A 26,990-nucleotide genomic window follows, 5' to 3' on the forward strand; every position below is an offset into this window, starting at 1 on the left:
TCATCGGGCCGCGCTTCGCGCGGACCCGGTGGCTCGCAATGACGACGGGGGCGGAGTTGCCAACAAAAAACGCGGCGTTGCCGCCGCGTTTTTCAATTCGATCTGCCGCTTGCGGTTACGCCTGCGGCTGCGGCTCCAGGCCGGGATCCGGATCGGGCCGCGGGCGCGACTTGCCGGCCGGCGGCACGGCCGAAGCGCGCGGTGTGCTCGGCTCGAGCACGGACTCGCGGTTCGGCTTCTTGCCCTTGAGGAGATCGACGATCTCATCTCCCGTCAGCGTCTCGAACTCGAGCAGGCCCTTGGCCAGCGTCTCGAGGTCGGCATGCTTCTCGGTGAGAATGCGGGTCGCCTCCTTGTAGCCTTCCTCGACGAGGCGCTTGATCTCGGAGTCGATCTTCTGGACCGTCGCTTCGGACGCGTTCTGCGTCCGCGACACCGACATGCCCAGGAACACCTCGTCCTGGTTCTCGCCGTAGGAGACCGTGCCGAGCTCTTCCGACAGGCCCCAGCGCGTCACCATCATGCGGGCGAGGCGCGTGGCCTGCTCGATGTCGGAGGCGGCACCCGAGGTCACCTTCTCGCGGCCGAAGATCAGCTCTTCGGCGACGCGGCCGCCCATCATGATGGCGAGGCGCGAGGTCATCTGCTCCAGCGACATCGACAGCTTGTCGCGTTCGGGGAGCTGCATGACCATGCCGAGTGCGCGGCCGCGCGGAATGATGGTCGCCTTGTGGATCGGATCAGTCGCCGGCACATTGAGGCCGACGATGGCGTGGCCGCCCTCGTGATAGGCCGTCAGCAGCTTCTCTTCCTCGGTCATGACGAGCGACTTGCGCTCGGCGCCCATCATCACCTTGTCCTTGGCTTCCTCGAACTCGGCCTGGGTCACCATCCGCTTGTTGCGGCGGGCCGCGGTCAAGGCAGCCTCGTTCACGAGGTTCATCAGGTCGGCACCGGAGAAGCCGGGCGTGCCGCGCGCGATGGTCTTGAGGTTGATATCCGGCGCCAGCGGCACCTTGCGGACGTGAACCTTCAAAATCTGCTCGCGGCCGACGACATCAGGATTGGGCACCACGACCTGACGGTCGAAGCGGCCGGGACGCAGCAGCGCGGGATCGAGCACGTCGGGACGGTTGGTCGCGGCGATCAGGATCACGCCCTCGTTCGCCTCGAAGCCGTCCATCTCGACCAGCAACTGGTTCAGCGTCTGCTCGCGCTCGTCATTGCCACCGCCGAGGCCGGCGCCACGGTGACGGCCGACGGCGTCGATTTCGTCGATGAAGATGATGCAGGGCGCGTTCTTCTTCGCCTGCTCGAACATGTCGCGCACGCGCGAGGCGCCGACGCCGACGAACATCTCGACGAAGTCGGAGCCGGAAATGGTGAAGAACGGCACGTTGGCTTCGCCCGCGACCGCGCGCGCGATCAGCGTCTTGCCGGTGCCGGGCGGGCCGACCAGCAGCACGCCGCGCGGAATGCGGCCGCCGAGCCGCTGGAATTTGCCGGGGTCACGCAGGAATTCGACGATCTCCTGGAGGTCCTGCTTGGCCTCGTCGACGCCGGCGACGTCCTCGAAGGTGACGCGGCCATGCGCCTCGGTCAGCATCTTGGCCCGCGACTTGCCGAAGCCCATCGCCTTGCCGGCGCCGCCCTGCATCTGGCGCGACAGGAAAATCCACACGCCGATCAGCGCGATGAACGGCAGCCAGGAGACCAGCAGCGAGACGAACCACGGCACGTTGTCGCCCGGCGGCTTCGCCGTGATCTGGACCTTGCTGTCATAGAGGCGCTTCACCAGCGTCGGATCGTTGGGCGCATAGGTCTGGAAGCTCGAGCCGTTGGTGAAGGTCCCGTGAATCTCCGGCCCCTGGATGACGACGTCGCGTACATTGCCCCGATCGACCTCACTCAGGAGTTGCGAGAAAGCGATATCCTGGGAGGAGGCGCGCTGGCCGGGATTCTGGAAGAGCGTGAACAACGCCAATAGCAGCAAGACAATGATGACCCAGAGGGCGAAATTGCGCAGATTGGCGTTCATCGATCTTCCTTCGTGGTCGCGCGGATCGCGGCCCTATTCCTTGGGCAAGCTAGAGAAAATCCCCAAGGAATCCTCTCGGTTAGACGAATACAATTTAGGTGCCGCCCCGGTCGCTGCCAAGGGAACGAGATGGGACTATTTATCCCATCTTAGCCCGATTCCCGCTGAAATAATGGCGGGTCCGGCTGGGTTTTTCCGGGCTGGTTAAGGTGTTCTGAGGGATGGGACCGAGCGCGCCGGTGTCATGATCCGCCCCTGACACGCCGGGCCGGCGCCGGCGCGATCAGGATGCGCCCCCGGGACAGGCTGATGAGGGCCCCCGCGAGCGTCTGCTTGATCTGCGCCCGACTGGTTCCGACGTTGCGCCGGCCCGTGCCCTCGGCGATGCCGCGGTCAAGGACCGCCAAGAGAGCCTCGATCTTGCCCAGTTCCGCCGGCCCCTCGTGCCCAACGGCGTCGATCGCCCGCATCAGGAGCCGCAGGCGCACCTCCTCGGGCAATGCAGCGAAGGCCGAGACCTCGAAGCTTCGCGCAGGCGCATCGGGCAGTGGGCGATCGCGATCCCTCAAAGCGAGGAAGCGCTCGGCGCCGTCGGCCAGCACGTCGATGGCGGCATTGGCTCGGGAGAGCCGCGTGGCGAGCCGGGCCAGGCTGCGCGCGCTGCCGCCCTCGGCGGCAAGCTGCGGCAAAAGCGCCCGCAGCCGTGGGCGCGTGAAGGCGGTGTCGCGGTTGGTCGGATCGTCAGCGAAAGCGATATTGGCGCGCTTCAAGGTTGCGATGAGCTGCGCCTTCGGCACGTCGAGCAGCGGACGCGCCAGCGCGATCCCGTCCCGCTCCGTGATGGGCGCCATCGCGGACAGGCCGGCGATGCCGCTGCCGCGCAACAATCGCATCAGCAAAGTCTCGGCCTGGTCGTCTCGGGTGTGCGCGGTGAGCACATGGGTCGCTCCGGTCGCACGCGCGGCCTGCATCAGCAGGCGATAGCGCGCGTCACGCGCAGCGGCGGGCACACCGGTCTTCGGCTTGGCGCCGGTCCAGCGCATCGTCCGATGCGGCAGATCGAGCGAGCGCGCCAACTGCTTGACGTCGCGGGCCTCGCGCGCCGCTTCCGGTCGAAGGCCATGATCGATGGTGACGGCGATGAGCTGCGGGCCGCGAGTGAGGCTCTTGCGCCAGCGCGCGGCAAGCCACATCAGCGCGACCGAATCCGGACCGCCTGAAACCGCGAGCACGAGCGCCGGCGCGCGTCTCAGATCGGCGAAGAGCAGCTTCGCCTCGCGCGCCGAAATCGGAGAATTGTCGTCGTCTGACATGACGCTGCCCGCAGGATGGCGCGCCTATTTAGCGCAGGGTCATCCGCATTGTCAGCGCTCAATGAGATAGAGCGGCTAGCACTTCACCCGCTTCTGCTCGCGATCGACGGCAGCCTTGACGCCGGCGGAGGCGCGCGGGAATTTGCGGCCGACCTCGCCGAAGGCCGCGCAGGCGGCTTCCTTCTCCTTCAACGCGGCCAGCGACTGGCCGAGCCGCAGCAGCGAGTCCGGGGCCTTTGCAGACTTCTCATACTTCGTGGTGACGGCGAGGAAGGCCTCCGCGGCATCACGATATTGCTGACGCTGGAAGTAGCTCTCGCCGAGCCAGTATTGGGCGTCGCCGAGCAGGGGATCGCTCGGATATTTCTGCGTGAAGCTCTTCATGGTCTGCTCGGCCAGCGCATAGTCCTTGCGCTGCATGTAGCCGATGCCGAGATCGAACTCGTCGCGCGGCGATTGCGATGGCGGCTGGGTCGCCGGACCGCCGCCCGCGGCCGGCGCCGGATAACCGGGCTGCGCCGCCGGGTAGCCGGGCTGCGCGGCCGCTTGCGGATAGCGGCCGCCGGTGTTGGCGAGATCGAGTGGCTCGCCGGCGCCGCGGCCGCCGGGCGCACCGGCCTGGGTGCTCTGCTGCATCGGCATCTGACCGCCGCCGAGCGCGCGCGGCGCGCCCGGTGCACTCGGATTCTGGTTGGGATCAAACGCATCACCGCGGCGGCGAGTGCCGGGCGCTCCAGGCGCCGGCTGCTCCTGCACGATCGGCGCGGGCGCCGCGACCTGCGGCTCATAGGCTGGCTGCTGCACCGCCTGCTGCTGTTGCCGATAGCCCGGCGCTGCTGGCACTGCCGCGACATTGGGCTGTGCCGGCGCCTGTCCGGGCGCCCCTTGCGCGCCCCCCTCGAGCTGCCGGAGGCGCTCCTCGAGCTGGCGGTTGCGATATTGCAGCTCTTCGTTCTGGCCAGTGAGCTGGCGGAGCTGGTTCTCAAGCCGTTCGATCCGCATCTCCGGGTCGGCATCGTCCGACTGCGCGAAGACGGGCGAGCACAGCGAAAGCAGCGCGGCGATCGCCACAGTGCCGGTAAAAGCCTGGAATCTGGATGACATCTTGCCCTGACGACGAAAGCGACGTGGCGCACGGCGGACAATTCGCCGCGCGAGACATAGGGAGACGGAGTACGCCAAAAATGTGACTGGTACCAAGGGCTTTCTAAGACCTGATCCGAGAAACGAAACCGGCGCCCGAGGGGGCGCCGGCAAATCAGGTTTCCTTGATCAGGTTTCCTTTGGCGGAACAGCGCGTCGTTTTAGGAGCTAGCGTTCAGCACGGTGACGGCACGACGGTTCTGCGACCAGCAGGAGATGTCGTTACAGACGGCGACCGGCCGTTCCTTGCCGTAGGAGATGGTGCGCATGCGGTTCGGGTCGATGCCGCGCGAAGCCAGGAACGAGCGCACCGACTGGGCACGACGCGCGCCAAGCGCGATGTTGTATTCGCGGGTTCCGCGCTCATCCGCATGACCTTCGATGGTGAAGGTGTAGCGCGGATAGCTCTGGAGCCACTGCGCCTGCTTCTCCAGCGTGACGATCGCCTGCGGCGTCAGATCGGTCTGATCGCTCTCGAAGAACACGCGGTCGCCCACGTTCACGACGAAATCCTGCTGGCTGCCCGGCGTCGCGGCGTTGGCCATCGCATCCGAAGCAAGGTTCTTGTTGGCGCAGGCGCCCATCGACAGCCCGACGGCAAGCACCGCGACCAGCTTCAATCCCTGGAGGATACGCATAGGATGTTTCATTCCGGAGCCTCCGCGCTCACGTTAGTCCACTGCTGTCCGGTCTACAGGGGGTTGGTTAAGCGAACGTTCCGTCAACCTTGATGGGACGTTGCCACGGCCGGTCAAATGCCCCCGATCGGCGAAAAGCAACCGCGATGGTTAATGGGTTGTAAATGTGGCGCGACGGTGAAGGCAAGCCGCGTTGGCCGGCAGAAGGCCTGTTTTGCCCGAAATTTGGGCCTGTCGAGCCAAGATGAACAGGAAAAATGTCGGCGGAGCGGCGCGGTTGGCTCACCAACCTGCGGCGAATCAGGCGTGGGCTGCGTCCGCCACCAGCACCCGTCGTTGCGCGGCCTGACGCTCACCGCGGCGCCCGAACAGCATTCGCCGCTCGAAAGCGGTCGAACGCATCACCGGATAGCGTTCAAAGACTCTTTTCCGGAAGGTCGGGAAATCCGCCGCCATGAGTCCGAACGGCTTCGTGAGGCCTGGAACCAGGCGAGGCTCGGCGATGGTCGCGTGCAGGAAAACTCGCCGATAGAAAGCTTGATGCTCGGCACGCACGATCGCGAGGCCGACATCGGCTTTGAAATGCTCGCAGGCCATATAGGCGATGCGCAGCGTCAGATAGGGCAATTCCGGAACCCGCTTCGCCTTGTCGGGATCAGCGACAAAACGCGTCGGATCGATCATGACCTCGCCACGGTCAAGTCTTGGAAGCAGAATGTCGGGAAACACGTCGGTTGAGGTGGACGCGCGCCATTCCGAGGTCAGCACACTGATGCGCACGGAGCTACAGAGCTCGCCCTGGAGATAGACACCGAAGGTCCACGAGTTGGGCAGATCGTCATATCGGTCGGTGACGCGGCTGTCCGGACTCTCCTTGACGGCCCCTTCCCGCAGATATGCGCGATAGCGGAGGTTGTAGATCTCCTCCTTCTCCTCGTGGGTTTCGGCGAGGCGGTAGTCGACCTCGGTCAGGAGATCTGCTCCCGGTCCAACAGCCGAAATGACCGATCGGGCTGAGGACTGCATCCAAACTCCTTACGCACCACCCACCGCGACGCGTGAAAACAACTTCAACGCGCGTGACAATTCATTAACACCTTCTTAACCGCGACGCAAAGCAATCGATCAATTAGGGTTAACCCGTACGACTACGGAGTCCCATGGCAACACACTGACGCTGTTGGAAATTTCGAGAAACGATTACGCGAAGGATCGCGATCCGACAACCTGGAGCCCGTCTTCGCCGCGGCGACCATGAGAGGCGTTGAGGAGCTGACGCATCCGTACCGCAGGGACCGGGCGACTGAATAGATAACCTTGCGCTTCCGTAACGGTGCCGTCGGCGCTGATCAGCTCAAGCTGCTCGTTGGTCTCGATACCCTCGACCACGACCGCCATGCCGAGATCGGCCGACAGCCGCGCCACGCCGCGCAGCAGCGTGAGCGGCCGGTCGGTGTCGATGCCTTCGAGGAAGGAGCGGTCGATCTTCACCTTCTGCATCGGGAAGTTATGCAGGTAGCTGAGGCTCGAATAGCCGGTGCCGAAATCATCGAGCGAGATGCTGACCCCGAGCGCGTGAAGCTGGGACAGGATGTCGTGGGTGAGCTGGGTGTTGCGCAAGAGCGAGGATTCGGTGATCTCTATCTCCAGCCGATGCGCCGGAAGCCCCGAGACTTCCAGCGCGTAACGGATTTCGCTGAGCACGTCGCGCTGGTGGAATTGCTGCGGCGAGAAGTTCACGGCAACGCTAACGCCTTCGGGCCACTTCATGCATTCCATGCAGGCTCGGCGCAGGATCCAGCGGCCGAGATCGACGATCAGGCCCATATCCTCGGCAACCGGGATGATGTCGACCGGAGAGACCGTGCCGCGCACCGGATGATTCCAGCGCAGCAGCGCCTCGCAGGTGGTGATCTTGCCGGTCTTCAGATTGACCAGCGGCTGATAGAACAGCTCGAACTCCTCATTGGCGAGCGCCTTGCGCAGATCGAGCTCGAGTATTCGGCGAGCCTCGACCGTTGCCGCCATCTCGTCACGGAAGAAGCAGAAGGTGCCGCGGCCGTCGGCCTTGGCGCGGTAGAGCGCCATGTCGGCGTTCTTCAAAAGCGTATCGGCGCTGGAGCCTTCGGGCGAAGTCAAGGCGATGCCGACGCTGGCGCCGATCTCGACCAGGTGATTGTCGATGCGATAACGCTCGCTGAGCCGTTCGACGATGCGGCGGGCAAGCGCGGCAGCATCCTCGGGCGAGTTGAGGTTCTGCTGGAACACGACGAACTCGTCGCCGCCGAAGCGGGCCACGAAATCTTCGGGGCGCAGCATCTCGCGCAGGCGGTTCGCCACCGCGCACAGGAGCTGGTCGCCGCAGGGGTGGCCGAGCGTGTCGTTGACCTGCTTGAACTGGTCGAGATCGACGAACAGCAGCGCAGAGAGGCGCTCGGCATCGTGCGAGATCGCGAGCAGCCGCTCGATCTCGTCGCGGAAACTGACGCGGTTCGGCAGCGCCGTCAGCTCGTCATAGCGCGCCAGGTGGCTGATCTTGGCTTCCGCATTGGTGCGCTCGGTGATGTCCTCGAGCAGGAGCACCGTGCCGCCGCCGGCCATCGGCTGGAACGTCCACGACAGCGTGCGGCAGCGCTCCAGATCGGGATCGGTGGTGACGATCTCCTTCATCTGCGCGCCCTTGATCTCGGCGAGGATCATGTCGCCGCTGTCCGCCGAGATCGAGTCGGAGGCCACGCAGGCCGCGATGACGTCGGCGGCGCTGGCGCCGCGAGTGACGAAATTCTCCGGCAGCACCATCAAGTCGCTGAAGCGATGGTTCATCACCGCAAGCCGTCCGTCGGCGCGGAACATGCAAAGGCCGTGCGGCATGTTGTTCAGCGCAGTATCGAACTGACTCGCCAGCGCAGATTCACGGAAACTCGAGGTCAGAGCCTTGACGAAGATCGCATGCAGGCTGAGGTTGATGTTCTTCAGGCCGATGAAGAACAGGACGAGCAGCACGGCGAGCCCAATGTAGTAGAATCCGCCATGCAGCAGCAGGGCGAGCGACATCGGACCGCAGGCAAGTATGACGTGCCATTGGATCACCCGGGGCTGGCCGTAGTTCCGGGCCGCTCCGCCGGCCGTGTAGCCGACAGTGACGGCGACGCAGAGCATGTTCGCAACCGGATCGTCGTTGTTGTAGATGACAACGAAGCACCACAGGCCGAGCACCCCCGCATAGGCGAGCGCGCCGAGCCAGTAGCGTGGCTCCAGATGCCTGGCCTGTTCGAACGTCAAAGCCAGCGTTGGGTCTTCGTACGCTCGCATCTGAAACGCGCGCGCAGTGCCAATGGCAATGATCAGAAACGCGATCGGCCAAAGCAAGACGTCGCCAGTTTTCAGCGCCGTCATGACGGCGGCCACCGCGGTACAGGCCGAGCCGATGAAGATCGCCCAGAAATTCTGCACCATGGAGTTGATGAGAGCGGCGTAGAGTATGGGCTCCAGCTCGTCTCGATCACTCTGCTTCTGGTCGGCCAGTTGCATTGGCTTGTTACGCATCCTGTTTGGAGCGTACTTTTACCCAGCCGAGATGAAGTCTTTCTGAGGGAACATCGTTAAAGCCGCGTTGTTTTGAACCTTCAGCGAACGAATTTTTGCTGAAATATCAAACAACTGGGCAAGCTTTGCCGGGCACAGGGTGAAGGAAAGCTTGCCGCAATCGAAGAAAGCGAAAACTCGGCGCTGTTTTTCGAAAACTTCGCGCCGATGAACGCCGTGGATTTATTGGCCCGCTGTCGAGGACAGCAGCGGCGACCAGGCGGGGTCGGATGCGTAGCCCGGTGTCGGCACGCGCTGCTCGTTGCGCCCCGAAATGTCGACGCTGAACAGCGACGGTCCACCATTCCCGCCGGGATCGCGGAAGAACATCACGACGCGGCCGTTCGGCGCGAACGTCGGGCCTTCATTGTGGAAGCCGGAGGTGAGCAGCCGCTCGCCGGAGCCGTCCGGCTTCATGACGCCGATCGAGAACTGCCCACCGCCTTGCCTGGTGAAGGCGATGTAGTCGCCCTTCGGCGACCAAACCGGCGTCGAATAGCTGGCGTTGGTGTCGTCCTTGGAGAAGGAGATGCGCTGTGCCTGTCCTCCGCCCGCCGCCATCACATAGATCTGCGACCTGCCGCCGCGATCAGACTCGAAGCAGATGCGGGTGCCATCCGGTGAGTACGAAGGAGATGTGTCGATCGCCGGCGTGTCGGTGAGGCGCGTGGTCGAGCGCGAGCGCAGATCCATTACGAACAGGTTGGAATTACCGCCCTGTTGCAGGCTCATGATGACGCGCTGGCCGTCCGGCGAGAACCGCGGTGCGAAGGTCATGCCGGGGAAATTGCCGACGATTTCGCGTTGGCCGGTCTCGATGTTGTAGAGATAGACCTTCGGATCGCCCTGGCCGAACTCCATGTAGGTGATCTCTTGCGAGTTCGGCGAGAAGCGCGGCGTCAGCACGAGGTCCGAGCCCCGCGTCAGATAGCGCACATTGGCGCCGTCCTGGTCCATGATCGCGAGCTTCTTGACGCGACGCTCCTTCGGTCCGCTCTCGTCGACGAAGACGACGCGGCTGTCGAAATAGCCCTTCTCACCGGTGAGCCGCTCATAGATCTGGTCGGAGATGATGTGGGCGATGCGGCGCCAGTATTCCGGCGAGGTGAAATATTGCTGGCCGGTGAGCTGCTGTCCCGAGACGACGTCCCAGAGGCGGAATTCTGCCTTGAGGCGACCGTCCGGCTGGCGCGTCATGCGGCCGGTGACCAGCGCCTGCACGTTGATCTGCTTCCAGCTCTGGAATTGCGGCGCGACGTCGATGTTGGTGATGCGCTCCAGATAAGCGGCCTGGTCGATCGGATTGAACAGCCCCGAGCGCTTCAGGTTGTTGGTGATCACCTGCGTCACCCCGGCACCGACCTCGCCGTCCGAGGGTGAGCCCGCCACGAAATTCGGGATCGCGATCGGAATCGGCTGGAATTCGGTTGGGTCGACCTTGAGGCGCCCCTCCTGTCGCTGTGCAAGGGCGGCCTGGCCGGCCAGCAATGTGGCAGTCGAGCCTGCCGCCATCATGAATCCACGTCGCGTCAGCAATGGCATCTTGTTCATCTGAGTTATTTCTTTTCGCTTACAGCATGTCTTTGAGGCCGAACGTCATCGGAATGTATTTCCAGGTGTCGTATTGCGACTTGGGCAGGAACGCATAGGCCTGACACTCCTCGACCGCGCGCTTCGCGCTCTCGGCCATCGCCGTGCCGACCGAGCGCGACGGCCCGCGCACGGCGACGATCACGGGCGAGGAGGCAACCGTTCCATCGGGCCGCATCTGGATGTCGATGTCGACCTCGAACTGATCGGCATCCTGGCCATTATAGGGGAATCTGAAGCAGCGCCTGACGGCAGCGACGAACGCGCCCTTCCAGGTCGCGACGATCGCAGTGTCCTTGCCGTTCTGCGTTCCCAGCGCACTGGTCGCATTCGGCGTCGCGCCGGTCATCTCGTGCCGCGTCGGATCGCGCTTGTCCTCGAGCTTGGCCATGATGTCCATCGGATTGAACGGCCGGTCCTTCGGCTTCGGCGGCTGCGGCTTGGCAGCTTCCTGCTTCGGCGGCGGAGGCTTCTTCTCCTTCTCCGGCTTGTTCAGGGCTTCGGCGATCGGATCGACCTTTTCCTCGGGCTTCTTGTCGGCCGGCTTGCTCTCTTCCTTGGTCTTGCTTTCCTGAACCGGCTTCGGTGGATCAGGCTTTTTCTCGACGGGCTTCTCCACCGGCTTCGGCGGCGGCGGAGTCGTGTTGGTCTGAATCAGCTCTTTCTTGGTGGTGATCTTGCCCTGGGACTCCTCGGGCGGCGTCACTTCGGGAGCGACCTTGTCAACCTTTGGCTTTTGCTTGTCCTTTTCGGCGGTCTGCACGCCGGCGGTTGCCTTGGCCGGCTGATCCAATGAAATATCGACCGGAATGACGGATTCTTCCGGAATTTCGAGCGCGCGCGAGCTAAAGGAGATCAACCCCCAGCCGATCACGAGGACGTGGAGGACAATCGACGCAACAACAGTCTTGTCGACTTTGACCTTCATCCCTGCTCCGGGATAATCACGATATTGGCCTTGAAGCCGGCGGCGCGCACCTGCCCTAACAGCTTCATCATGTCGGTGTAGCAGACGTCCTTGTCGCCACGCAGATAGACGACCCGGTCGGCGTCGGACCGCGTGTCCTTGATCGCCTCGATCTTGGACTGAAGATCAGTAGCCGAGATCGGGCTGTCGCCGAGATACAATTCCACGTTCGAATTGCAGCCGCCGGTCGTCCGCTTCACTGACAGCGTCAATGGCGGCGCGTTCGAGGAGATCGACTTGCCGCCGTTGGCGACCGGCAGATCGATGTCGATGTTCGATGTCATCAGCGGCGCTGCGACCATGAAGATGATGAGCAGCACCAGCATCACGTCGACCATCGGCGTGACGTTGATTTCGGCCATGACCGATTTGCGCCGGCTGCGGCGGCCGCCGCCACCGGACGAACTGGCTACGTTCATCGCCATGATCTAAAGCCCACGATCGTCGTCTCTATAGCGTCCATCACCCACGCTCGTCGATCTGACGGGACAGGATGGCTGAAAACTCATCCGCAAAACCCTCGAGCCGCTGGGCCTGCCGGTTCACCTCGGAGGTGAACTTATTGTAGAAAATAGTGGCAGGAATGGCGGCGATAAGGCCGATTGCGGTCGCAAACAGCGCCTCCGCGATGCCGGGGGCCACCACCGCCAAAGAGGTATTTTTCGAGGCCGCGATCGACTGGAAGCTCGACATGATGCCCCAGACGGTACCGAACAGGCCGACGAAGGGGCCGGCTGAGCCGACGGTCGCGAGCACCAGCAGACGCCGCTCCAGCCGCTCGATCTCGCGCGCGATCGACACGTTCATCACCTTCTCGATCCGCATCTGCAGCCCGGCGACAGAACGCGCGTGGCTCTCGAAGGAGCGCTTCCACTCACGCATCGCGGCGACGAAGCAGGCCGCCATCGAATGGGTCGGCTTGGCCGACAGTGTGCGATAGAGCTCCTCGATCGACTCGCCGGACCAGAATGCCTGCTCGAAACGGTCCATCGAGCGGCGGGTGCGGGCATAGAGGAAGATCTTGTCGATCGCGATCGCCCACACCCAGACCGAGCAGGACAACAGTCCGAGCATCACCGCCTTCACGATCCAGTGAGCCTGCCAGAACAGCGCGATCAGCGACACGTCGGCGGAAGCAGCAACCGGCAGGGCTGACTGAGCGACGTCGGCCGGATTCATAAGCGGTATCCTCTCAAGGCGATCGTTCCATGTCCTCGGCGCGCAAAATCGCTGCCGGTTCCCCAAAGCCGCGCGGGTCGCGCGCACCTGCCAAGCCTGCGCAAAGCCTTATCTTTTTGGATTGCAGCGGCCCGTCCGAAGCCGGCCGTCTGCTTTCCTTGCCAAGATGTCAAAACTAAGGGCCTCGACTAAGCCTTTGGGCGCGACTTGCCGACCTTACCAGACGCCGACGATAGTTAATGCGGGGTTAGCGCGGGCGCATTTGGCTGCCGGAATGGTAGGCTGGGCAGAGGTTTGGCCGGGATGGATGCGGCAATTCGCCCGGCGAGAGCCGTCGTCTAGAGGGAGCGCAGTCAGGCCAGGGCAGGGTCGGTTCCCTCCCGCTTTGCGGGCGAGGGCCAGGGAGGGGAGGACTCCCTCCCGAAATCTTCGCAATGACGGAGCCACCTTTTCCTGGGCTACCCCCCTGCCCCACCCTCCCAGCAAGGGGCGAGGGAGCGCGGCTTGCCCTGTGGCTACGCCAAGTCGTCACCTTCCATTTCACAATGGGCACGAGCTGATAGGGTGCGCTCACTGATAACAATATGCGCCGGGATCACCGGCCCTCCCAAGGAGCGTTCCCTTGCAAAATCCAACAACAAGCATGCGGTGCATGGTCGCCGCGATCATCTCAGTCAGCCTCACAACGTTCTGCCCCGCACGTGCAGCGTCGGTCGCCCCGGTCGCAGCGGAAAACGGCATGGTGGTATCCGCGCAGCATCTGGCGACACAGGTGGGCGTGGACGTGCTCAAGCGCGGCGGCAATGCCGTCGATGCGGCGGTCGCGGTCGGCTACGCATTGGCGGTGGTCTATCCGGCAGCCGGCAATCTCGGTGGCGGCGGCTTCATGACGATCGAGCTCGCCGACGGCCGCAAGACCTTCCTCGATTTCCGCGAGACGGCCCCGAAGGGCGCGACCGCCAACATGTATCTCGACAAGGATGGCAACGTCATCAAGGGCATTTCGACCAAGGGGCACCTGGCGGTGGGTGTGCCGGGATCTGTCTCGGGCATGGAGTATGCGCGCGAAAAGTACGGCACCATGAAGCGCGCCGACCTGCTCGCTCCCGCGATCCAGCTCGCCGAACAGGGCTTTGCGCTGGACCAGGGCGACATCGATTTGTTGCATACCGCCACCACGGATTTTCAGAACGATCCCGCGTCCGCCGCCATCTTCCTCAACAACGGTCAGCCGTTCCAGGTGGGCGAAAAGCTGGTGCAGTCGGAACTCGCCAAGACCCTGCGCGAGATCAGCAGCAAAGGCACCGACGGCTTCTACAAGGGCTGGGTCGGCAGCGCCATCGTGGCATCGAGCCAGGCCGGCAAGGGCCTGCTGACGCAGGACGACCTTGACGGCTACAAGACGCGCGAGCTCGCGCCCGTCGAGTGCGACTATCGCGGCTACCACGTGATCTCCGCACCGCCACCGAGCTCGGGCGGCGTCGTCATCTGCGAGATCCTGAATATCCTGGAGGGCTATCCGCTGAGAGAGCTGGGCTACCACTCCGCGCAGGCCGTGCACGTCCAGATCGAAGCCATGCGCCACGCCTACGTGGACCGCAACAGCTACCTCGGCGACCCGGACTTCGTGAAGAATCCGCTCGACCGCCTGCTCGACAAGAATTACGCGACCAAGATCCGCGCCGTGATCGATCCGAACAAGGCTGGCGTCTCCAAGGACATCAAGCCGGGCATAGAGCCGCATGAGGGAAGCAACACCACGCACTATTCGATCGCAGACAAGGACGGCAACGCGGTTTCGGTGACGTACACGCTGAACGACTGGTTCGGTGCCAACGTGACGGCGGCCAAGACCGGCGTGCTGCTGAACGATGAAATGGACGACTTCACCGCCAAGGTCGGGGTGCCGAACCTGTACGGCCTGGTGCAGGGCGAGGCCAATGCCATCGCTCCCGGCAAGCGGCCGCTGTCCTCGATGAGCCCCACCATCGTCACCAAGGACGGCAAGACGGTCATGGTGGTGGGCACGCCCGGCGGCAGCCGCATCATCACGGCTGTGTTGCAGACCATGATCAACGCGATCGATTATGACATGAACGCGCAAGAAGCCGTCGACATGCCGCGCATCCACCAGCAATGGCTGCCCGACCTCACCAACGTCGAGGACTATGCGCTGTCGCCGGACACCCGCAAGATTCTGGAAGGCATGGGCCACAAGTTCGGGCCGCCACAGCCGGCCAACCATCTGGCGGTCATCATCGTCGGCGCGCCGTCGCTGAACGGCAAGCCGGTCGGCAACAACCGCTACTATGGCGCCAACGATCCCCGCCGCAACTCGGGGCTGGCCGCCGGGTATTGAGAGGCTTGTCGATGCGCAGGGTGGGCAAAGCGACTTGTCCGCCGCAGCTCGAAGAGCGAAGGCGCAAGCGTGCCCACCACTTCTGTCGCAATCGCGAGAGATGGTGGGCACGGCGCTGACGCGCCTTGCCCACCATGCCAGGGCGTCGTTCGGCGGAGAGCGGCAAGCTGCGAACCTCGCTATGCAGTTTGTGCCACGACCGAGGGTTTGTTTCACCGGTCGATCGGCAACAGGCTCTATTGTCTTTGCCTGCAAGCCGCCTGACGATGCGGGGGTGGGCCGCTCGTCAGACGACTGCAGTGGCTGGCGAACTGCCCGACGACCACGTACGGGAGATCCGCATGGAACAGATTCTGATCAACCTCGTCTCAGGCGCGCTTGGTGGAATTGGCGCGGGCAAGTCTTCGCCGACATTTGATCTCGGAATGGCCGGAAACGTCATTTCAGGTCTGGTCGGCGGCGGAGTGCTCGGCCAGGTCATTACGTTGCTGCTTCCGTCCATCATGGCCGCAGCCGAATCTGGAAACTTGAGCGTTGGCGGCATCGTGTCACAAGTCGTCGCCGGTGGCGCCGGCGGGGCGATTCTCACCGCGATCATCGGCGCCATCAAGAACAAGGCGGCCGCCTGATCGGTGAGACGAGGGACAAGACTTCACCACTTCTCCTTCGACGTCCGCACGTCGAGCTCGAACGACCAGGCCCGTTCAGACTGCCGGTAGAGGAAGGCGAACGCATCGACGATGCCTTCGATGCTGATCAGGCTGTCCTGCCGGCTTGCAGCATCGGGGAAACGGTTCATGATCTTGTCGCCGGCGATCGCGCCGTCGACGATGACGTGGCCGACATGGATGCCGTCGGGCGCATATTCCTTGGCCATGGCCTGGGCGAGCGTGCGCAGGCCCGCCTTTGCGGAGTTGAACGCGCCAAAGCCCGGGCGCCCGCGCAGCGAGGCGCTGGCGCCGGTGAAGAGCAGCGTGCCGGTCTTCTTCGGCGCCATGCGGCGCACCGCCTCGCGGCCGAACAGGAAGCCGCCGAAGCAGACGACGCGCCAGGCGTTTTCGAAATAGTCGGCTTCCATCTCGATGATCTTGCCGGGCGTGTTGTTGCCAGCGTTGTAGATCGCGAGATCGAGCTCGCTGCCAGCGATATCGAACAATGCGGCGACGTCGCCCTCCTTGGTGGCATCGGCGACGAAAGGAATGGCCTCTCCTCCGGCGGCGACGATATCGCGCGCAACCGACTCCAGAGTGCTCGGCGTGCGTCCCGCCACGATCACCTTGAGCCCGTCGTTTGCAAAACGCTTGCAGAGCTGGGCACCCAACCCTCGGTCCGGGCCCACACCGATCACGATCGCCGTCTTCATGGTGTTCTCCCAAGATTGGAAAGGCGCGCCGGCGTTCAGTTGCCCTCTGCGTTCAGCACGTCACCAAACTGCTCCCAGGAACTTCCGGTCCAACGCTGCAGCTGCAATTGCGTATAGGCCATACTGTTGTCAGGCCCCGTGTTGATTGTCACCCCCGGAATGAGCGTTGGCAGGGAAAGGCCGCGGATGTTCCGCGCCTGCCTGAGGATGTTGTCGCGCGAAAGATCGTCGCCGCACTGCCTCAACACCTGCTCCAGGATCTGCCCCTGCTGGGTCCCGAACAGATAATTGGCGTCGCCGATATCAGCGCCCGGCAGGTATTTTGCGAAATGCGCGCGGTACCAAGTCATGCCGGGGTCATCTGCCCATCTCTTGTCGCCGGGGTCCTTGAGCATGGTCGCGGCGATGATGCCCACGGCCTTCTCCTGTCCCGCCGGCACGATGGTCGAAGAGACCGAGGTCGACACCAGGTTGATCAGGAACAAGGGCTTCCAGCCGATCTCGTCGGCCTTCTTGATGGCCTGCGCCGCGAACTTCGGCGTGCCCGCGAACAGGAACGCCTCGGCGCCAGAGGATTTCAGCGACACCATGTGGGACTCGATGGTCGGCTCGCTCACCTCATAAGAGGACGCGATGACTTTCTTGTCGAAGCCGTCCTTCAGATAATCTTTGAAGGCGCTGATGAAGTCCCGGCCGAGATCGTCGTTCTGATAGAGGATCGCGATCTTGGCATTCGGCTTGGTCTGCGTGATGTAGCGCGCATAGATGCGCCCTTCCGTGGTGTAGCTCGGCAACCCCGTGGTGGTCATGGGGAATTCGGAGAAATTCGTGAACTTGGTCGCGCCGCTCACGACGAAGAGATGAGGTACCCTCTTCGCGTTGACATATTTGATGGTCGCGCCGATTCCGGGCGTGCCGAGCGGGCTGAACAGGAACGCCACCTCGTCGCTTTCGACGAGCTTCCTGGTCTGCTCCACCGTCTTCGGCGGACTATAGGCGTCGTCATAGGTGATCAGATTGATCTTCCGACCATTGACGCCGCCGCGATCGTTGATCGAATTGACGTAGGCGATCAGACCCTTGCCGGTGTTGCTCAAGGGAGAAGCCGGACCGCTGAACGGAAACGTCGCGCCGATCCTGATCTCGGTTTCGCTGACTCCGGGCGTTTCGCACAACACGGCGCCGGTGGTCGCGGCAAACAGAACGGCAGTGGCTAAAAGTCTCTTGAACATCGAAAGCTCCTCTTCCCCGTGAGATCATGCACGCGCTGCACGCCGCTCAACCCGTCGTCGCCAGATCGTTCGTCCTCGTGCCCGCAATCGCGAGCTCGCGAAGCCTGTGCTTGAGGATTTTTCCGGTCGAGGCCGCCGGCAGCGCATCGAGCACGATCAGCTCGGTCGGCCGCTTGTAGGGCGTAAGCTCGCCCGCAGCGTAAGCCTTCAGCGCCTCCGCATCGACGCTTGCTCCGGGCAACAGCTGGACGAAGGCGACGACCTCCTCGTTGCCGTCCACGGGACGCCCGACCACGGCCGACTGCACGATCTCTTGATGCGCATTCAGGACCGCCTCGATCTCCGCCGGATAGACGTTGAAGCCGGAACGGATGATCATCTCCTTGGTGCGTCCGACGATGTAGAGCTGCCCCCGCTCGTTCACCCGGCCGAGATCGCCGGTATTGAACCAGCCGTCGCGATCGATCGCGGCCGCCGTCAGATCGGGCGCGCGATAGTAGCCGAGCATGATATTGGCGCCACGTACATGCAGCTCGCCGACTTCGCCGATGCCGACCTGGCGCCCGTCGCGAGCGACGATCCTGTGCTCGACCCCGGGCAGGAACGGTCCCACGCTCTCGTCTGCCGCGGGATCCTCCTCGCGCACGGCGGCAAGGCCCGGCGAGCATTCGGTGATGCCGTAGCCGTTGAGTAGTGGAATGCCGAACTCGGCCTCCATGCGGCGCTTGAGGTCTAGGTCGAGCGGCGCGCCGGCCACGCCCATCAGGCGGAGCTTTTCGCACTTGAGCTTCGCGATGCCGTTGACGGTCTTGTATTCGAGCAGGCGTTGATAGGTTGCAGGCACACCGAACAGCGTGGTGATCCCTTCCTCCGCGAGCGCGCGCGCGAGCGCCACAGGATCCGCCTTTGACACGACATGCAACGCGGCGCCGTGCATCAGTGTCGAGATCAAGAGGATCGAATAGCCGACGATGTGCGACATCGGCAGCACACCATAGATGCGATCGCCGGGCGCGGTCCGGCGGAGATTGCCCGATACCCTTGCCGCGACGAGCAGATTGCGATGGCTGAGCATCACGCCCTTCGGCGCCCCCGTCGTCCCGGACGTGTACATCAGCGTGGCAACCTGCCGGTCGCTGCCCGCTTCGACCGGCTCGGCCTGCGCCGCATCATTCAGCGCGCCGACGCCGATGCTGCCGAACGGGCCGACGGCGCGCAAGCTTGCGCAAATGCGGTTCGCGTGCTCGGCGGCCTCCTTCGACAGCGCCGCATTGAACAGCACGCGGCGCGCGCCGCTGTGGGTAGCGATGAGATCGAGCTCGCGAGCAGAGAGACGCGGATTGACGGGAATCGCCCAGGCATCGATTTGACTTGCCGCAAACAGCATGGCCCCGAGCGCAACGCTGTTCTCGCTCACCACCATGACCCGATCGCCGGGCCTGATCGCGAGATCGGCGAAATCTTTCGCGGCCGCAGTGACGGCATCGGAAAATTGCCGGTAGGTCCAGACGCGTCCGGCTTCGATAAAGGCGGGCAGATCGGGCGAGGTCCGGGCGAAGGGGGCATAGACCTCATGAACCCTGCACGGCAGCCGCGCGATGAGATCGACCATGTCGACGTCGTTGACGCTGGTCATACAGTCCTCCCTGGTGGACAGGCGCCGGCCCTTGCCGGGCTCTATGCGCGTGCAGTCGAACGAAGCGAATCAGGACGAGGCGACGAGCCGCCTCGTGTCGGAGAGTTGTGTCAGGATTTCCTCTTCGACGTCGCGGAGCTGGTCCTTGCCGAAGAACATCTCGTCATTGACGAAAAAGGTCGGCGAGCCGAACGCGCCGCGGGTAACCGCGTTCTGCGTCAGCTCCATCAGGCGGTTCTTGACCGTCTGGTCCTGCGATTTCGCTGCGATGAGGGCAACATCGATCCCGGAGGCGGTCAGCGCCTGACGCATCACCTCGGGGTCGTCCATCTTCTTGGGCTCCTCCCACATATGGTGATTGACCGCGCGGAAATACGCCGCGAACAGCCCCAGCTCCTGTGCCGCGACGGCACCGCGCATCAGTTGCAGCGTATTGACAGGGAAGAACGGATTGGGGCGGAAGGTCGTGATGCCGTGCCGGCGCAGGAAACGCGCCGTCTCGACCTCCATGTATTCACGCTTGTTTCTGATGCCCTTCAGGGAATCGGCCGGCGAGGAATTGCCGGTGAGCTTGAAGATGCCGCCGAGCAGCACCGGTACGTAGTCGAACGTCACGCCGGTGCGGGCCTCGATCTCAGGAATAACGCGGTCGGCGAGATAGGCGTTCGGGCTGCCGAAATCGAACAGGAACTGCACCCGCACCGCTGGCGCGCTCGACATGTTTTGCATCCTCCCGCCGATTGACTCGCAGGGCCGCAAAGGGCCCATCTTCGGCGGCACCATATAGTTCTAAAACAGAACTGTCAAACATCTCGCGCCATCCAGGCTGGCGGAAGGGTAAGCATTGTCCTTCGGGTTATTTCATTCCATTTTGGAATTTTGTATTGTTGCAGTACGAACGCGTTGGAAAATGCGGCCTTTTCGGAGTTAGACGAATGCGATGGGATTTGCTTGAGCAGGAGCAGTGCTCGGTCGCCAGGACGGTGGCCGTGATCGGCGATCGTTGGAGCCTGCTGATCCTGCGCGACTGCTTTCTGCGCGTGCGCCGGTTCGAGGAGTTTCAGTCGCGGCTCGGGGTGACCCGGCACGTCCTCGCCGATCGCCTGAAGAAGCTCGTCCGGTTCGGCGTGCTCAGGCGCTCGCCCTATCAGGAGAATCCGACACGTTATGAATACATCCTCACCCAGAAAGGGCTGGATCTCTATCCCGTGGTGATGGCGATCGTGCATTGGGGCGACACTCACATGGTGGATGAGCGCGGCCGCCCCCTGCTTCACGAACACAAGCGTTGTGGCAAGATGTTCGATCCGGTGCTGGTCTGCTCCGAATGCGGCGAGCCGATCATCGCAAAAGAGGTCCACGTGCACGCAGGCCCCGGCGCAGCCGAAGGCGCGGCCGAGGAGATCGCAACGCGCGAGGCTGCATTGACTGCCCGCGCGAAATAGCGGCACGCCCAAACCGCGCGACGCACCGCTTGAGTCAGGATTTACGCGCCCGGGAGGGCACGGTAGCGTCACCGCTGCCCAGTTCGCCACCGTCAGCCAAGCCCAGCAGCTTCATGACGATCTTTCGGCGCTCCATATCCGTGAAGGGCGAGACGCCGGCCAGCTCCATGTACCAAAGCCCTTCCACCGCGAGGTGCACGATCGCCGCGCGGTCGAAGTCGATGCCCGCGCTGATCTCGCGGAAACGCTCCGCGTAGTAGGCTTTACCGGCTCGGTTATTCCATAGCCCGGACATGCGCAGCCGCGCACTGGCCTTGTCCGCCTTTGAGCGGTTGTGCATCGAGGCGATCGCATAGCCCTTGAGCTCGCGCGATGGCGTGTCCGGCAAGCTCTCGGTCGTCCTCTGGCGAGCTTCGGCATAGCGCTCGACGAGCCGCTCGGCGAGCGCATCGATCAGGGCTTCCTTGCTGAGGAAGTGGTAGAGCAGACCGCCTTTGCTGACGCCGGTGCGCGCCGCGAGCGCTTCGTAGGTCAACGCCGCCACGCCCTCCTCGGCAATCAGATCGAGGGCAGCATCGAGCAGCATCGGCCGCGCGCTTGGACGGCCAACACTGCGCTCGGTGGCCGACTTCGACTTGGCTGCCTTCTTGCTCATACGGCGACTATTTTCAGAAGCATCTCTGGCTGTCAAGCTTAATTACTGCACCGTATGGACGGTTTCTATAGCGAATAAGAGGAATCCCGATTCTGCTTGGATTTACCATTTGACAGGGTCGTTCACTGGAATATTTATTTACAGTACAGACGGTATAGTATTTGGCGCATTGTGCGCAGGACGAGACGCAAAAGAATGACCAGACACATTCCTCGCAACGACGAACGTCCGCTCGACGATACCGAAAAGGGAATCCCCGGCCACGTTGGCGTCATCCCCATCGATGCTTTGCGTATGCAGGGGTGGAACCTGCTGAAGGAAGACTTGCCGCTGCCGGTCGCCGTGCTGAAGGAGGACGCCGTGTGGCACAACGTCCGCTGGATGCAGCGCTTCATTGCGCAGAGCGGCGTGGCGATCGCGCCGCATGGCAAGACGACGATGAGCCCAGCACTCTTCGATCTGCAACTCGCGGCGGGCGCCTGGGGCATCACGGTTGCCACCGTGCATCAGCTTCAGGTGGCGCGCCGGTTCGGCTATTCCCGTATCGTGATGGCGAACCAGCTCGTCGGTCGTCGCAATATCGACTACGTATTGGAAGAACTGAAGCGCTCCCCCGGTTTCGAATTCTGCTGCCTCGCCGATTCGATCGCCAATGTTGAGCGCCTCGCAGATGCGGCGCGCCGCATCAACGCAGACCGGCCGCTGCGTCTCCTGGTCGAGATCGGCTATCGCGGCGGCCGCACCGGCTGCCGCGATCTCGAGTCCGCACTCGCAGTTGCGCGCGCGATCGCGGCAGGCTCACCCGTTCTTGCCTTGGCGGGGATTGAAGGTTTCGAGGGTCTTATGCACGGCGGCACTCCGGCAGAGAGCACTGTCCTGGTTGACGGTTTCCTCGAGCGGATGGCGTCCCTCGCCAGGGCTTGCGCAAAGGAGAGACTGTTTGCGCCAGGCGAGGTGCTGCTGAGCGCGGGCGGTTCGATCTACTATGATCTCGTCGCGGCAAAGCTGCGATCCATCGAGATCGGCCAGCCAACCAAGGTGGTGCTGCGGAGCGGCTGCTACATCACGCATGACGACATCCTGTACAGGCGCGCGTTCGAAGCCCTGCGTCTCCGGGACCCCGAACTGGCAGCCATGGGCGGCGGACTGCGACCGGCGCTGGAGATCTGGGCCTATGTCCAGTCGCGGCCCGAGCCCGAAAAGGCGATTCTCGGCTTCGGCAAGCGCGACGCGTCCTATGACGATCCGCCGCTGGCGCTGAAATGGTTCCGTCCGGGCAACACGATGACGGCTCCGGCAACGATCCCGCCCGGCCACCGCGTGACCCATCTGAATGACCAGCACTGCCATTTCGCCATTCCGCCTGACTCTCCTCTGGCCGTCGGCGACATGGTTGCGTTCGGCATTTCTCATCCCTGCCTGACCTTCGACAAGTGGCGCGTCATGCAGATGGTCGACGACGCGTACAACTGCATCTCGGCCATCAGGACCTATTTCTAGTCGCCGACCCGGCGGCGCCGGCGCTGAGACTATGCTTCTTCTCCTCCCACGTTCGAAAGGACACGCGACCATGTCGGCCTCTCACCCCGCAACCAAACCCACTGCCTCCGGCGGCTACTCCTACATTCCCTTCGAGTTTCAATACTCGTCCGGCGTCGCGGCGCTTCCCGGCTTCCGGCTGGAGCGGGCACGCTTCAACCGGCTGGTGCCAATGGCCGAAGGCTTCGCGCGGATCAAGGCGCATCTCGGCTCGCTTGGACGGCCGCTCACCGCATTTGCCGCATGTGAATTGCGCTCGACGCTGCCTTTCACCGCGGACGGCTTTCGCGAGTTCAATCTGGGCTATGCCCAGGTGTTGCGAGAGTGGGGCATCATGAAGGGCGAGGATAATCCGGTTGCACGAAGCAATGTATGTCCCGAACTCGATCCGCCGACGGAGTCCGGATTCTACGCCTTCACCTACACCGTTCCGGACACGTCCGCGGCTCCAACATTCCTGATCTCGGGCGGCGCCGAGACACGCAGCGCCACGGTGCCACAGGATCGGATCGTCGCTTTTGGAGACACCTCGCCCGCCGGATTGCGCGCAAAGGCCCAGCAGACCCTCGGCGAGATGGAGAAGCGACTGGCGGCCTTCGGGTTTGGCTGGGCCGATACCACTGCCGTCCAGGTCTATACCGTTTTCGATCTGCACCCCTTCTTTCTGGATGAGATCACAGCGCGCGGCGCCGCTTGCAGCGGCTTGACCTGGTATCCCTGCCGGCCGCCCGTTCAGAAGATCGACTTTGAAATGGACTGCCGCGGTCTCACGCGCGAGATCGTTCTGTCGGCATAAGATTCAGCCGGAGCCGAGACTGCCCGCCGCTCCGCGACATCTCAAAACATCCACAGAAGCGCGGCGGACCACCGCCGCGCGTCGCGATTGAAGTTGACGATCAGGCGGCCGGCCGCGCACTCGTCGGCGACGCATAAATATAGTAGTGCACGTAGCGATCCCGGCACTTCTCCTGTAGCTCCGCCTCGGACAGGTCCTCCGCGAACCGCGCCGGACTCATGAGGGACAGATCGTAGGTCGTACGACCGTTGACGATGAGCTCCACCAGTTGCTCACTCAAAGCCGGCGCGGTTGACAACCCCCCGACGTTGCAGCCGCCAATTACATAAAGATTTCTGACACCGGGCGCCTGTCCGATGATGTGGTGGCCGTCCATGGTCATCGTCGGCAATCCCCCACGGTGCTCACGCAGCGAAAGCTCCGTCTGGAAGATGGGAAACTGATCCTTGACGAGACCCGCAAGTCGCTTCAGCACGGCCAGATCGAGCTCGAGATTTTCGATCCGGAACGAGCCCGGCAGTTTGGAGAGATCGACCGGCATGGGATCGCTCTCGTATCCTCCGAACATCAGCCCGCCGCGATCCGGCCGCACATACACATTGGCATCGATGATGCGCGTAATCGGCTGCTGATTGCTCACCCCCGGCAGCGGATTGGTGATCATCAACTGGTGGCGCATGGCAACGGCTGGGACCTTGGTGCCAGCCAGGGAGGCGACGAAACGAAGCCATCCGCCGGCGGCATCCACAATGACGGGCGCAGAGAATTCACCGCGATCGGTGACGACCCGCGTGACAGCGCCGTGTTCGACAACCAGCTCGGAGACCTTCGTATGAGGCACCATCGTAGCCCCCAGCCGCACCGCGCCCTTCGCGTAGGCGCGCGGGACCTGCACCGGCTCCAGGAAGACGTCCCGCCGCATCAGCGTCGAACCGACGATTCCCTTGTTCTGCAGAAAGGGGTTGCGTTCGCACGCCTCCTCGGCCGTAATCATGTCGACTTCGAGCCCGAGCTTCTTCGCAGCGGCGACCCGCTCCGCCAACAGCTTGAGATGTTCCGGTCGACGTGCAACCGACATGCTGCCGGGCTGGAAGAATTCGATCGGCTCGCCCGTATCCTCGGCCAGGCGCTCGATCTTCTCGACCGCACGAACCGCAAGCCTGGTCATGACCTCGGTCGAGCGGACCTGACCGCTCAGCCCGGCGGCGCGCGCCGAGGTCTGCGAGGCGATCTCGGCCTGATCCAGCACCGCAACATCGCGTCCTGCCTTGGCGAGATGGAAAGCTGTGCTCGAGCCCAGCGCGCCCGAACCAATGACGATTGCATCAAACTTGTCCATAACCGGCTTTCCTTTCTTCCGATGATTGCGGGCTCAGGCGTGCTTCCATCAACTTGGCGAGATAGGACAGCGGCAACGCCATGATCAGGTACATGAGACCGACCGCGATATAGATCTGCAGCGGCATGAAGTATTCGCTGGTGAGATCCCGTGCCTGCAGCATCATCTCCGGTGCCGCAATAAGTGACGCAACCGACGTATCCTTGAGCAGCGCGATACCGTAGTTGCCCATCGGCGGCAGGACGATGCGAAGAGCCTGCGGCAACACGACGTAGCGAAGGACCTGAATGTTGCGCATGCCCAGCATCTGCGCGGCCTCGCGCTGCCCCTTGTCGATCGCCTGGATGCCGGACCGATAGACTTCGGCAACGTAGGCAGCACCGTTCAAGCCAAGGCCGAGCACGGCCGCATTGAACGAATTGAGCGTGATTCCGATCGAGGGCAGTCCGAAATAGATGACAAACAGCAGCGTCAACGACGGCATGCCGCGGACGATCTCTACGTAGCCATATGCAATCGCCCGCAGCCAGGCCCGCGAGGACAACCGGGCCAGCGCCAGCGGCAACGCGAGCACAGCGGCGAGGATGAAGGCCAGCGACATGAGTCGCAGCGTCCAGACGGCGCCGCGCAGGAGCTGGGGCAGCCATTCCAGAAACAGCGAAAAGAAGCCGATCATGTCAGCCTCCCGCGGCGGAGCCGGTTTTCGAGCCACTGGGCGAGCCGCGACAGCGGAAAGCTCATCGCGATGTAGATGACCGCGACCAGGATGTAGATCGGTCCGCTGAGATAGCTCTTCGTAACGAGGTTGCGGGCGTAGAAACTGAGTTCGGGCGCGGCAACGGCCGATGCGAGCGAAGTCTCCTTGAGTAGACCCACGGCAAAATTCGCCAGCGGCGGCAGGACCACCCGCATCGCCTGCGGCAAGATCACGTAACGAAGCGCCTTTGGGCGCGTCATGCCGATCATGAAAGCCGCCTCGAGCTGACCTGCATGGACCGACTGCAGGCCCGCACGGAAAACTTCCGTCAGATAAGCGCCGCCGTTCAAGCCGAAGCCGAGTACCGCCACGGGAATCGGATCCAGTTTCACACCGACCTGCGCCAGGCCGAAATACAACACGAACAGCTGGGTGAGGATCGGGACGCCGCGGAATATCTCGACGTAGGTCCTGATGCCCAGTTTGGCGAGGCGTGACGGAAACGTCTGGAGCAACCCCAAAACGAGTCCAATCAGAACCGCAACGATGAAGGCGCCGACCGTGATCTTGACGGTTGTTACCGCCCCCGAAAGCAAGACCGCCGTGAATTCAGGCAGCAACGGCAGTGCACGCGACCACTCGTTCACGACGCGAGCCCCGTTGGGGAAGCGCTACGTCGGTCACGTTGTGGGCGCAGCAGTGCCATCGTCCGCGGATGAGCCGGCTTGCTCAGAAGATCCCGCGGCGCTCCTTCGTCGACGACGGCTCCGTGATCCATCACGATGATGCGGTCGGCAACCTCCTCGGCGAACGACATTTCGTGAGTGACGATCAGCATCGTCATGCCCTCATTGGCAAGCTGCTGCATGACATCCAGCACCTCACCGACGAGCTCTGGATCCAGCGCAGACGTCGCCTCGTCGAACAGCATCAATTTCGGCTTCATCGCCAGCGAACGCGCGATCGCTATTCTCTGCTGTTGTCCGCCCGACAAGTGGTCGGGATAGGCGTTCGCCTTTTGCGGGAGGCCCACCTTTTCGAGAAGGCCGCGCGCTTCGGGTTCGACCTCGTCGCGCGGGCGCCTCAGGACCTTGAGCGGCCCGAGCATGATATTTTCGAGCGCCGTCAGATGCGGGAAGAGATTGAACCGCTGGAAGACCATGCCGATGCCGGTTCGAATGTCGGCGATCTCGCGGTCGGACATCGAAGTCCGCTGGCCATCGACGAACCTGTCACCGATGTATCTGCCGGCGACGATGACTTCACCGGAATTCGGCTTCTCCAGATGCGCAATGCATCGGAGAAGCGTCGTCTTGCCGGAGCCGCTCGAGCCGATGATTGCCACCCGTTCGCCGCCTGCGACGTTCAGGCTGACATGGTCGAGCGCCCTGTAATTTCCGAAGGTCTTGCAAAGGCCCGACACCTTCACAAGGGATGAGTTCGCTGCAACGTGATTCATGCCGCCTGCCTGCTCGC

General features: G+C 63.2%; 24 protein-coding genes. 5 read left to right on the top strand and 19 right to left on the bottom strand.

Annotated elements, in window-relative coordinates; genetic code table 11:
- Nucleotides 1-115 precede the first annotated feature (115 nt).
- The 10 genes from ftsH to tolQ all read right to left on the bottom strand — a co-directional run bounded on the left by ftsH (nt 116) and on the right by tolQ (nt 12,453).
- Nucleotides 116-2,038: an ATP-dependent zinc metalloprotease FtsH gene (gene ftsH, locus SO180_RS00460; protein WP_284268825.1), complete on the bottom strand. Its 1,923-nt coding sequence runs from the start codon at nt 2,036-2,038 to the stop codon at nt 116-118.
- A 242-nt stretch (nt 2,039-2,280) separates the two neighbouring features.
- Nucleotides 2,281-3,351, bottom strand: a complete 1,071-nt coding sequence (gene tilS, locus SO180_RS00465; RefSeq protein WP_449376877.1) for a tRNA lysidine(34) synthetase TilS — start codon at nt 3,349-3,351, stop codon at nt 2,281-2,283.
- 75 nt (nt 3,352-3,426) lie between these two features.
- Nucleotides 3,427-4,455: a tol-pal system protein YbgF gene (gene ybgF, locus SO180_RS00470; protein ID WP_449376878.1), complete on the bottom strand. Its 1,029-nt coding sequence runs from the start codon at nt 4,453-4,455 to the stop codon at nt 3,427-3,429.
- A 200-nt stretch (nt 4,456-4,655) separates the two neighbouring features.
- Nucleotides 4,656-5,144 carry a peptidoglycan-associated lipoprotein Pal gene (gene pal, locus SO180_RS00475; protein ID WP_449376879.1) on the bottom strand — a complete coding sequence of 163 codons (489 nt, stop codon included), beginning with the start codon at nt 5,142-5,144 and terminating at the stop codon, nt 4,656-4,658.
- 288 nt (nt 5,145-5,432) lie between these two features.
- A complete protein-coding gene (locus SO180_RS00480; protein WP_449376880.1) occupies nt 5,433-6,158 on the bottom strand; it encodes an N-acyl amino acid synthase FeeM domain-containing protein in 726 nt (241 codons plus the stop codon).
- 174 nt (nt 6,159-6,332) lie between these two features.
- A complete protein-coding gene (locus tag SO180_RS00485) occupies nt 6,333-8,663 on the bottom strand; it encodes a putative bifunctional diguanylate cyclase/phosphodiesterase (RefSeq protein ID WP_449376881.1) in 2,331 nt (776 codons plus the stop codon).
- 237 nt (nt 8,664-8,900) lie between these two features.
- The gene (gene tolB, locus SO180_RS00490) at nt 8,901-10,268 is read right to left on the bottom strand and encodes a Tol-Pal system beta propeller repeat protein TolB (RefSeq protein ID WP_449376882.1); all 1,368 of its coding nucleotides are present in this window, start codon (nt 10,266-10,268) and stop codon (nt 8,901-8,903) included.
- A 19-nt stretch (nt 10,269-10,287) separates the two neighbouring features.
- On the bottom strand, nt 10,288-11,235 hold the full coding sequence (locus SO180_RS00495; protein ID WP_449376883.1) for a cell envelope integrity TolA family protein: 948 nt from the start codon (nt 11,233-11,235) through the stop codon (nt 10,288-10,290).
- Nucleotides 11,232-11,699, bottom strand: coding sequence for a biopolymer transporter ExbD (locus SO180_RS00500; RefSeq protein ID WP_449376884.1), 468 nt, complete (start codon nt 11,697-11,699; stop codon nt 11,232-11,234). The genes SO180_RS00495 and SO180_RS00500 overlap by 4 nt, the downstream gene beginning before the upstream one ends.
- Before the next feature lie 37 nt (nt 11,700-11,736).
- On the bottom strand, nt 11,737-12,453 hold the full coding sequence (gene tolQ, locus SO180_RS00505) for a protein TolQ (protein ID WP_449376885.1): 717 nt from the start codon (nt 12,451-12,453) through the stop codon (nt 11,737-11,739).
- A 643-nt stretch (nt 12,454-13,096) separates the two neighbouring features.
- Here tolQ and ggt point away from each other — a divergent pair.
- Entirely contained in the window at nt 13,097-14,812 is a 1,716-nt protein-coding gene (ggt, locus tag SO180_RS00510) for a gamma-glutamyltransferase (protein ID WP_449377019.1), read from the top strand.
- A 341-nt stretch (nt 14,813-15,153) separates the two neighbouring features.
- Entirely contained in the window at nt 15,154-15,441 is a 288-nt protein-coding gene (locus tag SO180_RS00515) for a hypothetical protein (protein ID WP_449376886.1), read from the top strand.
- 23 nt (nt 15,442-15,464) lie between these two features.
- Here SO180_RS00515 and SO180_RS00520 read toward each other — a convergent pair whose 3' ends face one another.
- From SO180_RS00520 to SO180_RS00535, 4 genes are all read right to left on the bottom strand, one after another.
- Nucleotides 15,465-16,175: an SDR family NAD(P)-dependent oxidoreductase gene (locus SO180_RS00520; RefSeq protein WP_449376887.1), complete on the bottom strand. Its 711-nt coding sequence runs from the start codon at nt 16,173-16,175 to the stop codon at nt 15,465-15,467.
- A 35-nt stretch (nt 16,176-16,210) separates the two neighbouring features.
- A complete protein-coding gene (locus tag SO180_RS00525; protein ID WP_449376888.1) occupies nt 16,211-17,407 on the bottom strand; it encodes an ABC transporter substrate-binding protein in 1,197 nt (398 codons plus the stop codon).
- A gap of 46 nt (nt 17,408-17,453) precedes the next feature.
- Nucleotides 17,454-19,043 carry a class I adenylate-forming enzyme family protein gene (locus SO180_RS00530; protein ID WP_449376889.1) on the bottom strand — a complete coding sequence of 530 codons (1,590 nt, stop codon included), beginning with the start codon at nt 19,041-19,043 and terminating at the stop codon, nt 17,454-17,456.
- A gap of 69 nt (nt 19,044-19,112) precedes the next feature.
- A complete protein-coding gene (locus SO180_RS00535; protein WP_449376890.1) occupies nt 19,113-19,763 on the bottom strand; it encodes a 2-hydroxychromene-2-carboxylate isomerase in 651 nt (216 codons plus the stop codon).
- 215 nt (nt 19,764-19,978) lie between these two features.
- On the opposite strand from SO180_RS00535, the gene SO180_RS00540 reads away from it, so the two are divergent.
- Nucleotides 19,979-20,488, top strand: coding sequence for a winged helix-turn-helix transcriptional regulator (locus SO180_RS00540; RefSeq protein ID WP_449376891.1), 510 nt, complete (start codon nt 19,979-19,981; stop codon nt 20,486-20,488).
- A gap of 34 nt (nt 20,489-20,522) precedes the next feature.
- Here the strand turns inward: SO180_RS00540 and SO180_RS00545 are convergent, their stop codons facing one another.
- Complete coding sequence (locus SO180_RS00545) at nt 20,523-21,143, bottom strand: TetR/AcrR family transcriptional regulator (protein WP_449376892.1); 621 nt, start codon at nt 21,141-21,143, stop codon at nt 20,523-20,525.
- Nucleotides 21,144-21,338: 195 nt separating this feature from the next.
- Here SO180_RS00545 and SO180_RS00550 point away from each other — a divergent pair, with 195 nt between their 5' ends.
- Nucleotides 21,339-22,643 carry an amino acid deaminase gene (locus tag SO180_RS00550; RefSeq protein ID WP_449376893.1) on the top strand — a complete coding sequence of 435 codons (1,305 nt, stop codon included), beginning with the start codon at nt 21,339-21,341 and terminating at the stop codon, nt 22,641-22,643.
- 70 nt (nt 22,644-22,713) lie between these two features.
- Nucleotides 22,714-23,478, top strand: a complete 765-nt coding sequence (cnbZ, locus tag SO180_RS00555; RefSeq protein WP_449376894.1) for a 2-amino-5-chloromuconate deaminase CnbZ — start codon at nt 22,714-22,716, stop codon at nt 23,476-23,478.
- A 100-nt stretch (nt 23,479-23,578) separates the two neighbouring features.
- On the opposite strand, the gene SO180_RS00560 is transcribed toward cnbZ, so the two are convergent.
- From SO180_RS00560 to SO180_RS00575, 4 genes are read right to left on the bottom strand one after another with little or no spacing between them, the layout of a single operon-like run.
- The gene (locus SO180_RS00560) at nt 23,579-24,817 is read right to left on the bottom strand and encodes an NAD(P)/FAD-dependent oxidoreductase (RefSeq protein ID WP_449376895.1); all 1,239 of its coding nucleotides are present in this window, start codon (nt 24,815-24,817) and stop codon (nt 23,579-23,581) included.
- Nucleotides 24,804-25,493 (bottom strand): amino acid ABC transporter permease, encoded by a 690-nt coding sequence (locus SO180_RS00565; protein ID WP_449376896.1) that lies wholly within the window; start codon nt 25,491-25,493, stop codon nt 24,804-24,806. The genes SO180_RS00560 and SO180_RS00565 overlap by 14 nt, the downstream gene beginning before the upstream one ends.
- A complete protein-coding gene (locus SO180_RS00570) occupies nt 25,490-26,161 on the bottom strand; it encodes an amino acid ABC transporter permease (protein ID WP_449376897.1) in 672 nt (223 codons plus the stop codon). Before SO180_RS00570 ends, SO180_RS00565 begins: the two co-directional genes overlap by 4 nt.
- Complete coding sequence (locus tag SO180_RS00575) at nt 26,158-26,973, bottom strand: amino acid ABC transporter ATP-binding protein (protein ID WP_449376898.1); 816 nt, start codon at nt 26,971-26,973, stop codon at nt 26,158-26,160. Before SO180_RS00575 ends, SO180_RS00570 begins: the two co-directional genes overlap by 4 nt.
- Nucleotides 26,974-26,990: the final 17 nt, after the last annotated feature.

The organism is Bradyrhizobium sp. UFLA05-112 (assembly GCF_053572325.1).

Excerpts from the sequence above, each read along its gene's own strand:
- ftsH (WP_284268825.1), bottom strand. The coding sequence starts at position 2,038 with ATGAACGCCAATCTGCGCAATTTCGCCCTCTGGGTCATCATTGTCTTG.
- tilS (WP_449376877.1), bottom strand. The coding sequence starts at position 3,351 with ATGTCAGACGACGACAATTCTCCGATTTCGGCGCGCGAGGCGAAGCTG.
- ybgF (WP_449376878.1), bottom strand. The coding sequence starts at position 4,455 with ATGTCATCCAGATTCCAGGCTTTTACCGGCACTGTGGCGATCGCCGCG.
- pal (WP_449376879.1), bottom strand. The coding sequence starts at position 5,144 with ATGAAACATCCTATGCGTATCCTCCAGGGATTGAAGCTGGTCGCGGTG.
- SO180_RS00480 (WP_449376880.1), bottom strand. The coding sequence starts at position 6,158 with ATGCAGTCCTCAGCCCGATCGGTCATTTCGGCTGTTGGACCGGGAGCA.
- SO180_RS00485 (WP_449376881.1), bottom strand. The coding sequence starts at position 8,663 with ATGCAACTGGCCGACCAGAAGCAGAGTGATCGAGACGAGCTGGAGCCC.
- tolB (WP_449376882.1), bottom strand. The coding sequence starts at position 10,268 with ATGAACAAGATGCCATTGCTGACGCGACGTGGATTCATGATGGCGGCA.
- SO180_RS00495 (WP_449376883.1), bottom strand. The coding sequence starts at position 11,235 with ATGAAGGTCAAAGTCGACAAGACTGTTGTTGCGTCGATTGTCCTCCAC.
- SO180_RS00500 (WP_449376884.1), bottom strand. The coding sequence starts at position 11,699 with ATGGCGATGAACGTAGCCAGTTCGTCCGGTGGCGGCGGCCGCCGCAGC.
- tolQ (WP_449376885.1), bottom strand. The coding sequence starts at position 12,453 with ATGAATCCGGCCGACGTCGCTCAGTCAGCCCTGCCGGTTGCTGCTTCC.
- ggt (WP_449377019.1), top strand. The coding sequence starts at position 13,097 with ATGCGGTGCATGGTCGCCGCGATCATCTCAGTCAGCCTCACAACGTTC.
- SO180_RS00515 (WP_449376886.1), top strand. The coding sequence starts at position 15,154 with ATGGAACAGATTCTGATCAACCTCGTCTCAGGCGCGCTTGGTGGAATT.
- SO180_RS00520 (WP_449376887.1), bottom strand. The coding sequence starts at position 16,175 with ATGAAGACGGCGATCGTGATCGGTGTGGGCCCGGACCGAGGGTTGGGT.
- SO180_RS00525 (WP_449376888.1), bottom strand. The coding sequence starts at position 17,407 with ATGTTCAAGAGACTTTTAGCCACTGCCGTTCTGTTTGCCGCGACCACC.
- SO180_RS00530 (WP_449376889.1), bottom strand. The coding sequence starts at position 19,043 with ATGACCAGCGTCAACGACGTCGACATGGTCGATCTCATCGCGCGGCTG.
- SO180_RS00535 (WP_449376890.1), bottom strand. The coding sequence starts at position 19,763 with ATGTCGAGCGCGCCAGCGGTGCGGGTGCAGTTCCTGTTCGATTTCGGC.
- SO180_RS00540 (WP_449376891.1), top strand. The coding sequence starts at position 19,979 with ATGCGATGGGATTTGCTTGAGCAGGAGCAGTGCTCGGTCGCCAGGACG.
- SO180_RS00545 (WP_449376892.1), bottom strand. The coding sequence starts at position 21,143 with ATGAGCAAGAAGGCAGCCAAGTCGAAGTCGGCCACCGAGCGCAGTGTT.
- SO180_RS00550 (WP_449376893.1), top strand. The coding sequence starts at position 21,339 with ATGACCAGACACATTCCTCGCAACGACGAACGTCCGCTCGACGATACC.
- cnbZ (WP_449376894.1), top strand. The coding sequence starts at position 22,714 with ATGTCGGCCTCTCACCCCGCAACCAAACCCACTGCCTCCGGCGGCTAC.
- SO180_RS00560 (WP_449376895.1), bottom strand. The coding sequence starts at position 24,817 with ATGGACAAGTTTGATGCAATCGTCATTGGTTCGGGCGCGCTGGGCTCG.
- SO180_RS00565 (WP_449376896.1), bottom strand. The coding sequence starts at position 25,493 with ATGATCGGCTTCTTTTCGCTGTTTCTGGAATGGCTGCCCCAGCTCCTG.
- SO180_RS00575 (WP_449376898.1), bottom strand. The coding sequence starts at position 26,973 with ATGAATCACGTTGCAGCGAACTCATCCCTTGTGAAGGTGTCGGGCCTT.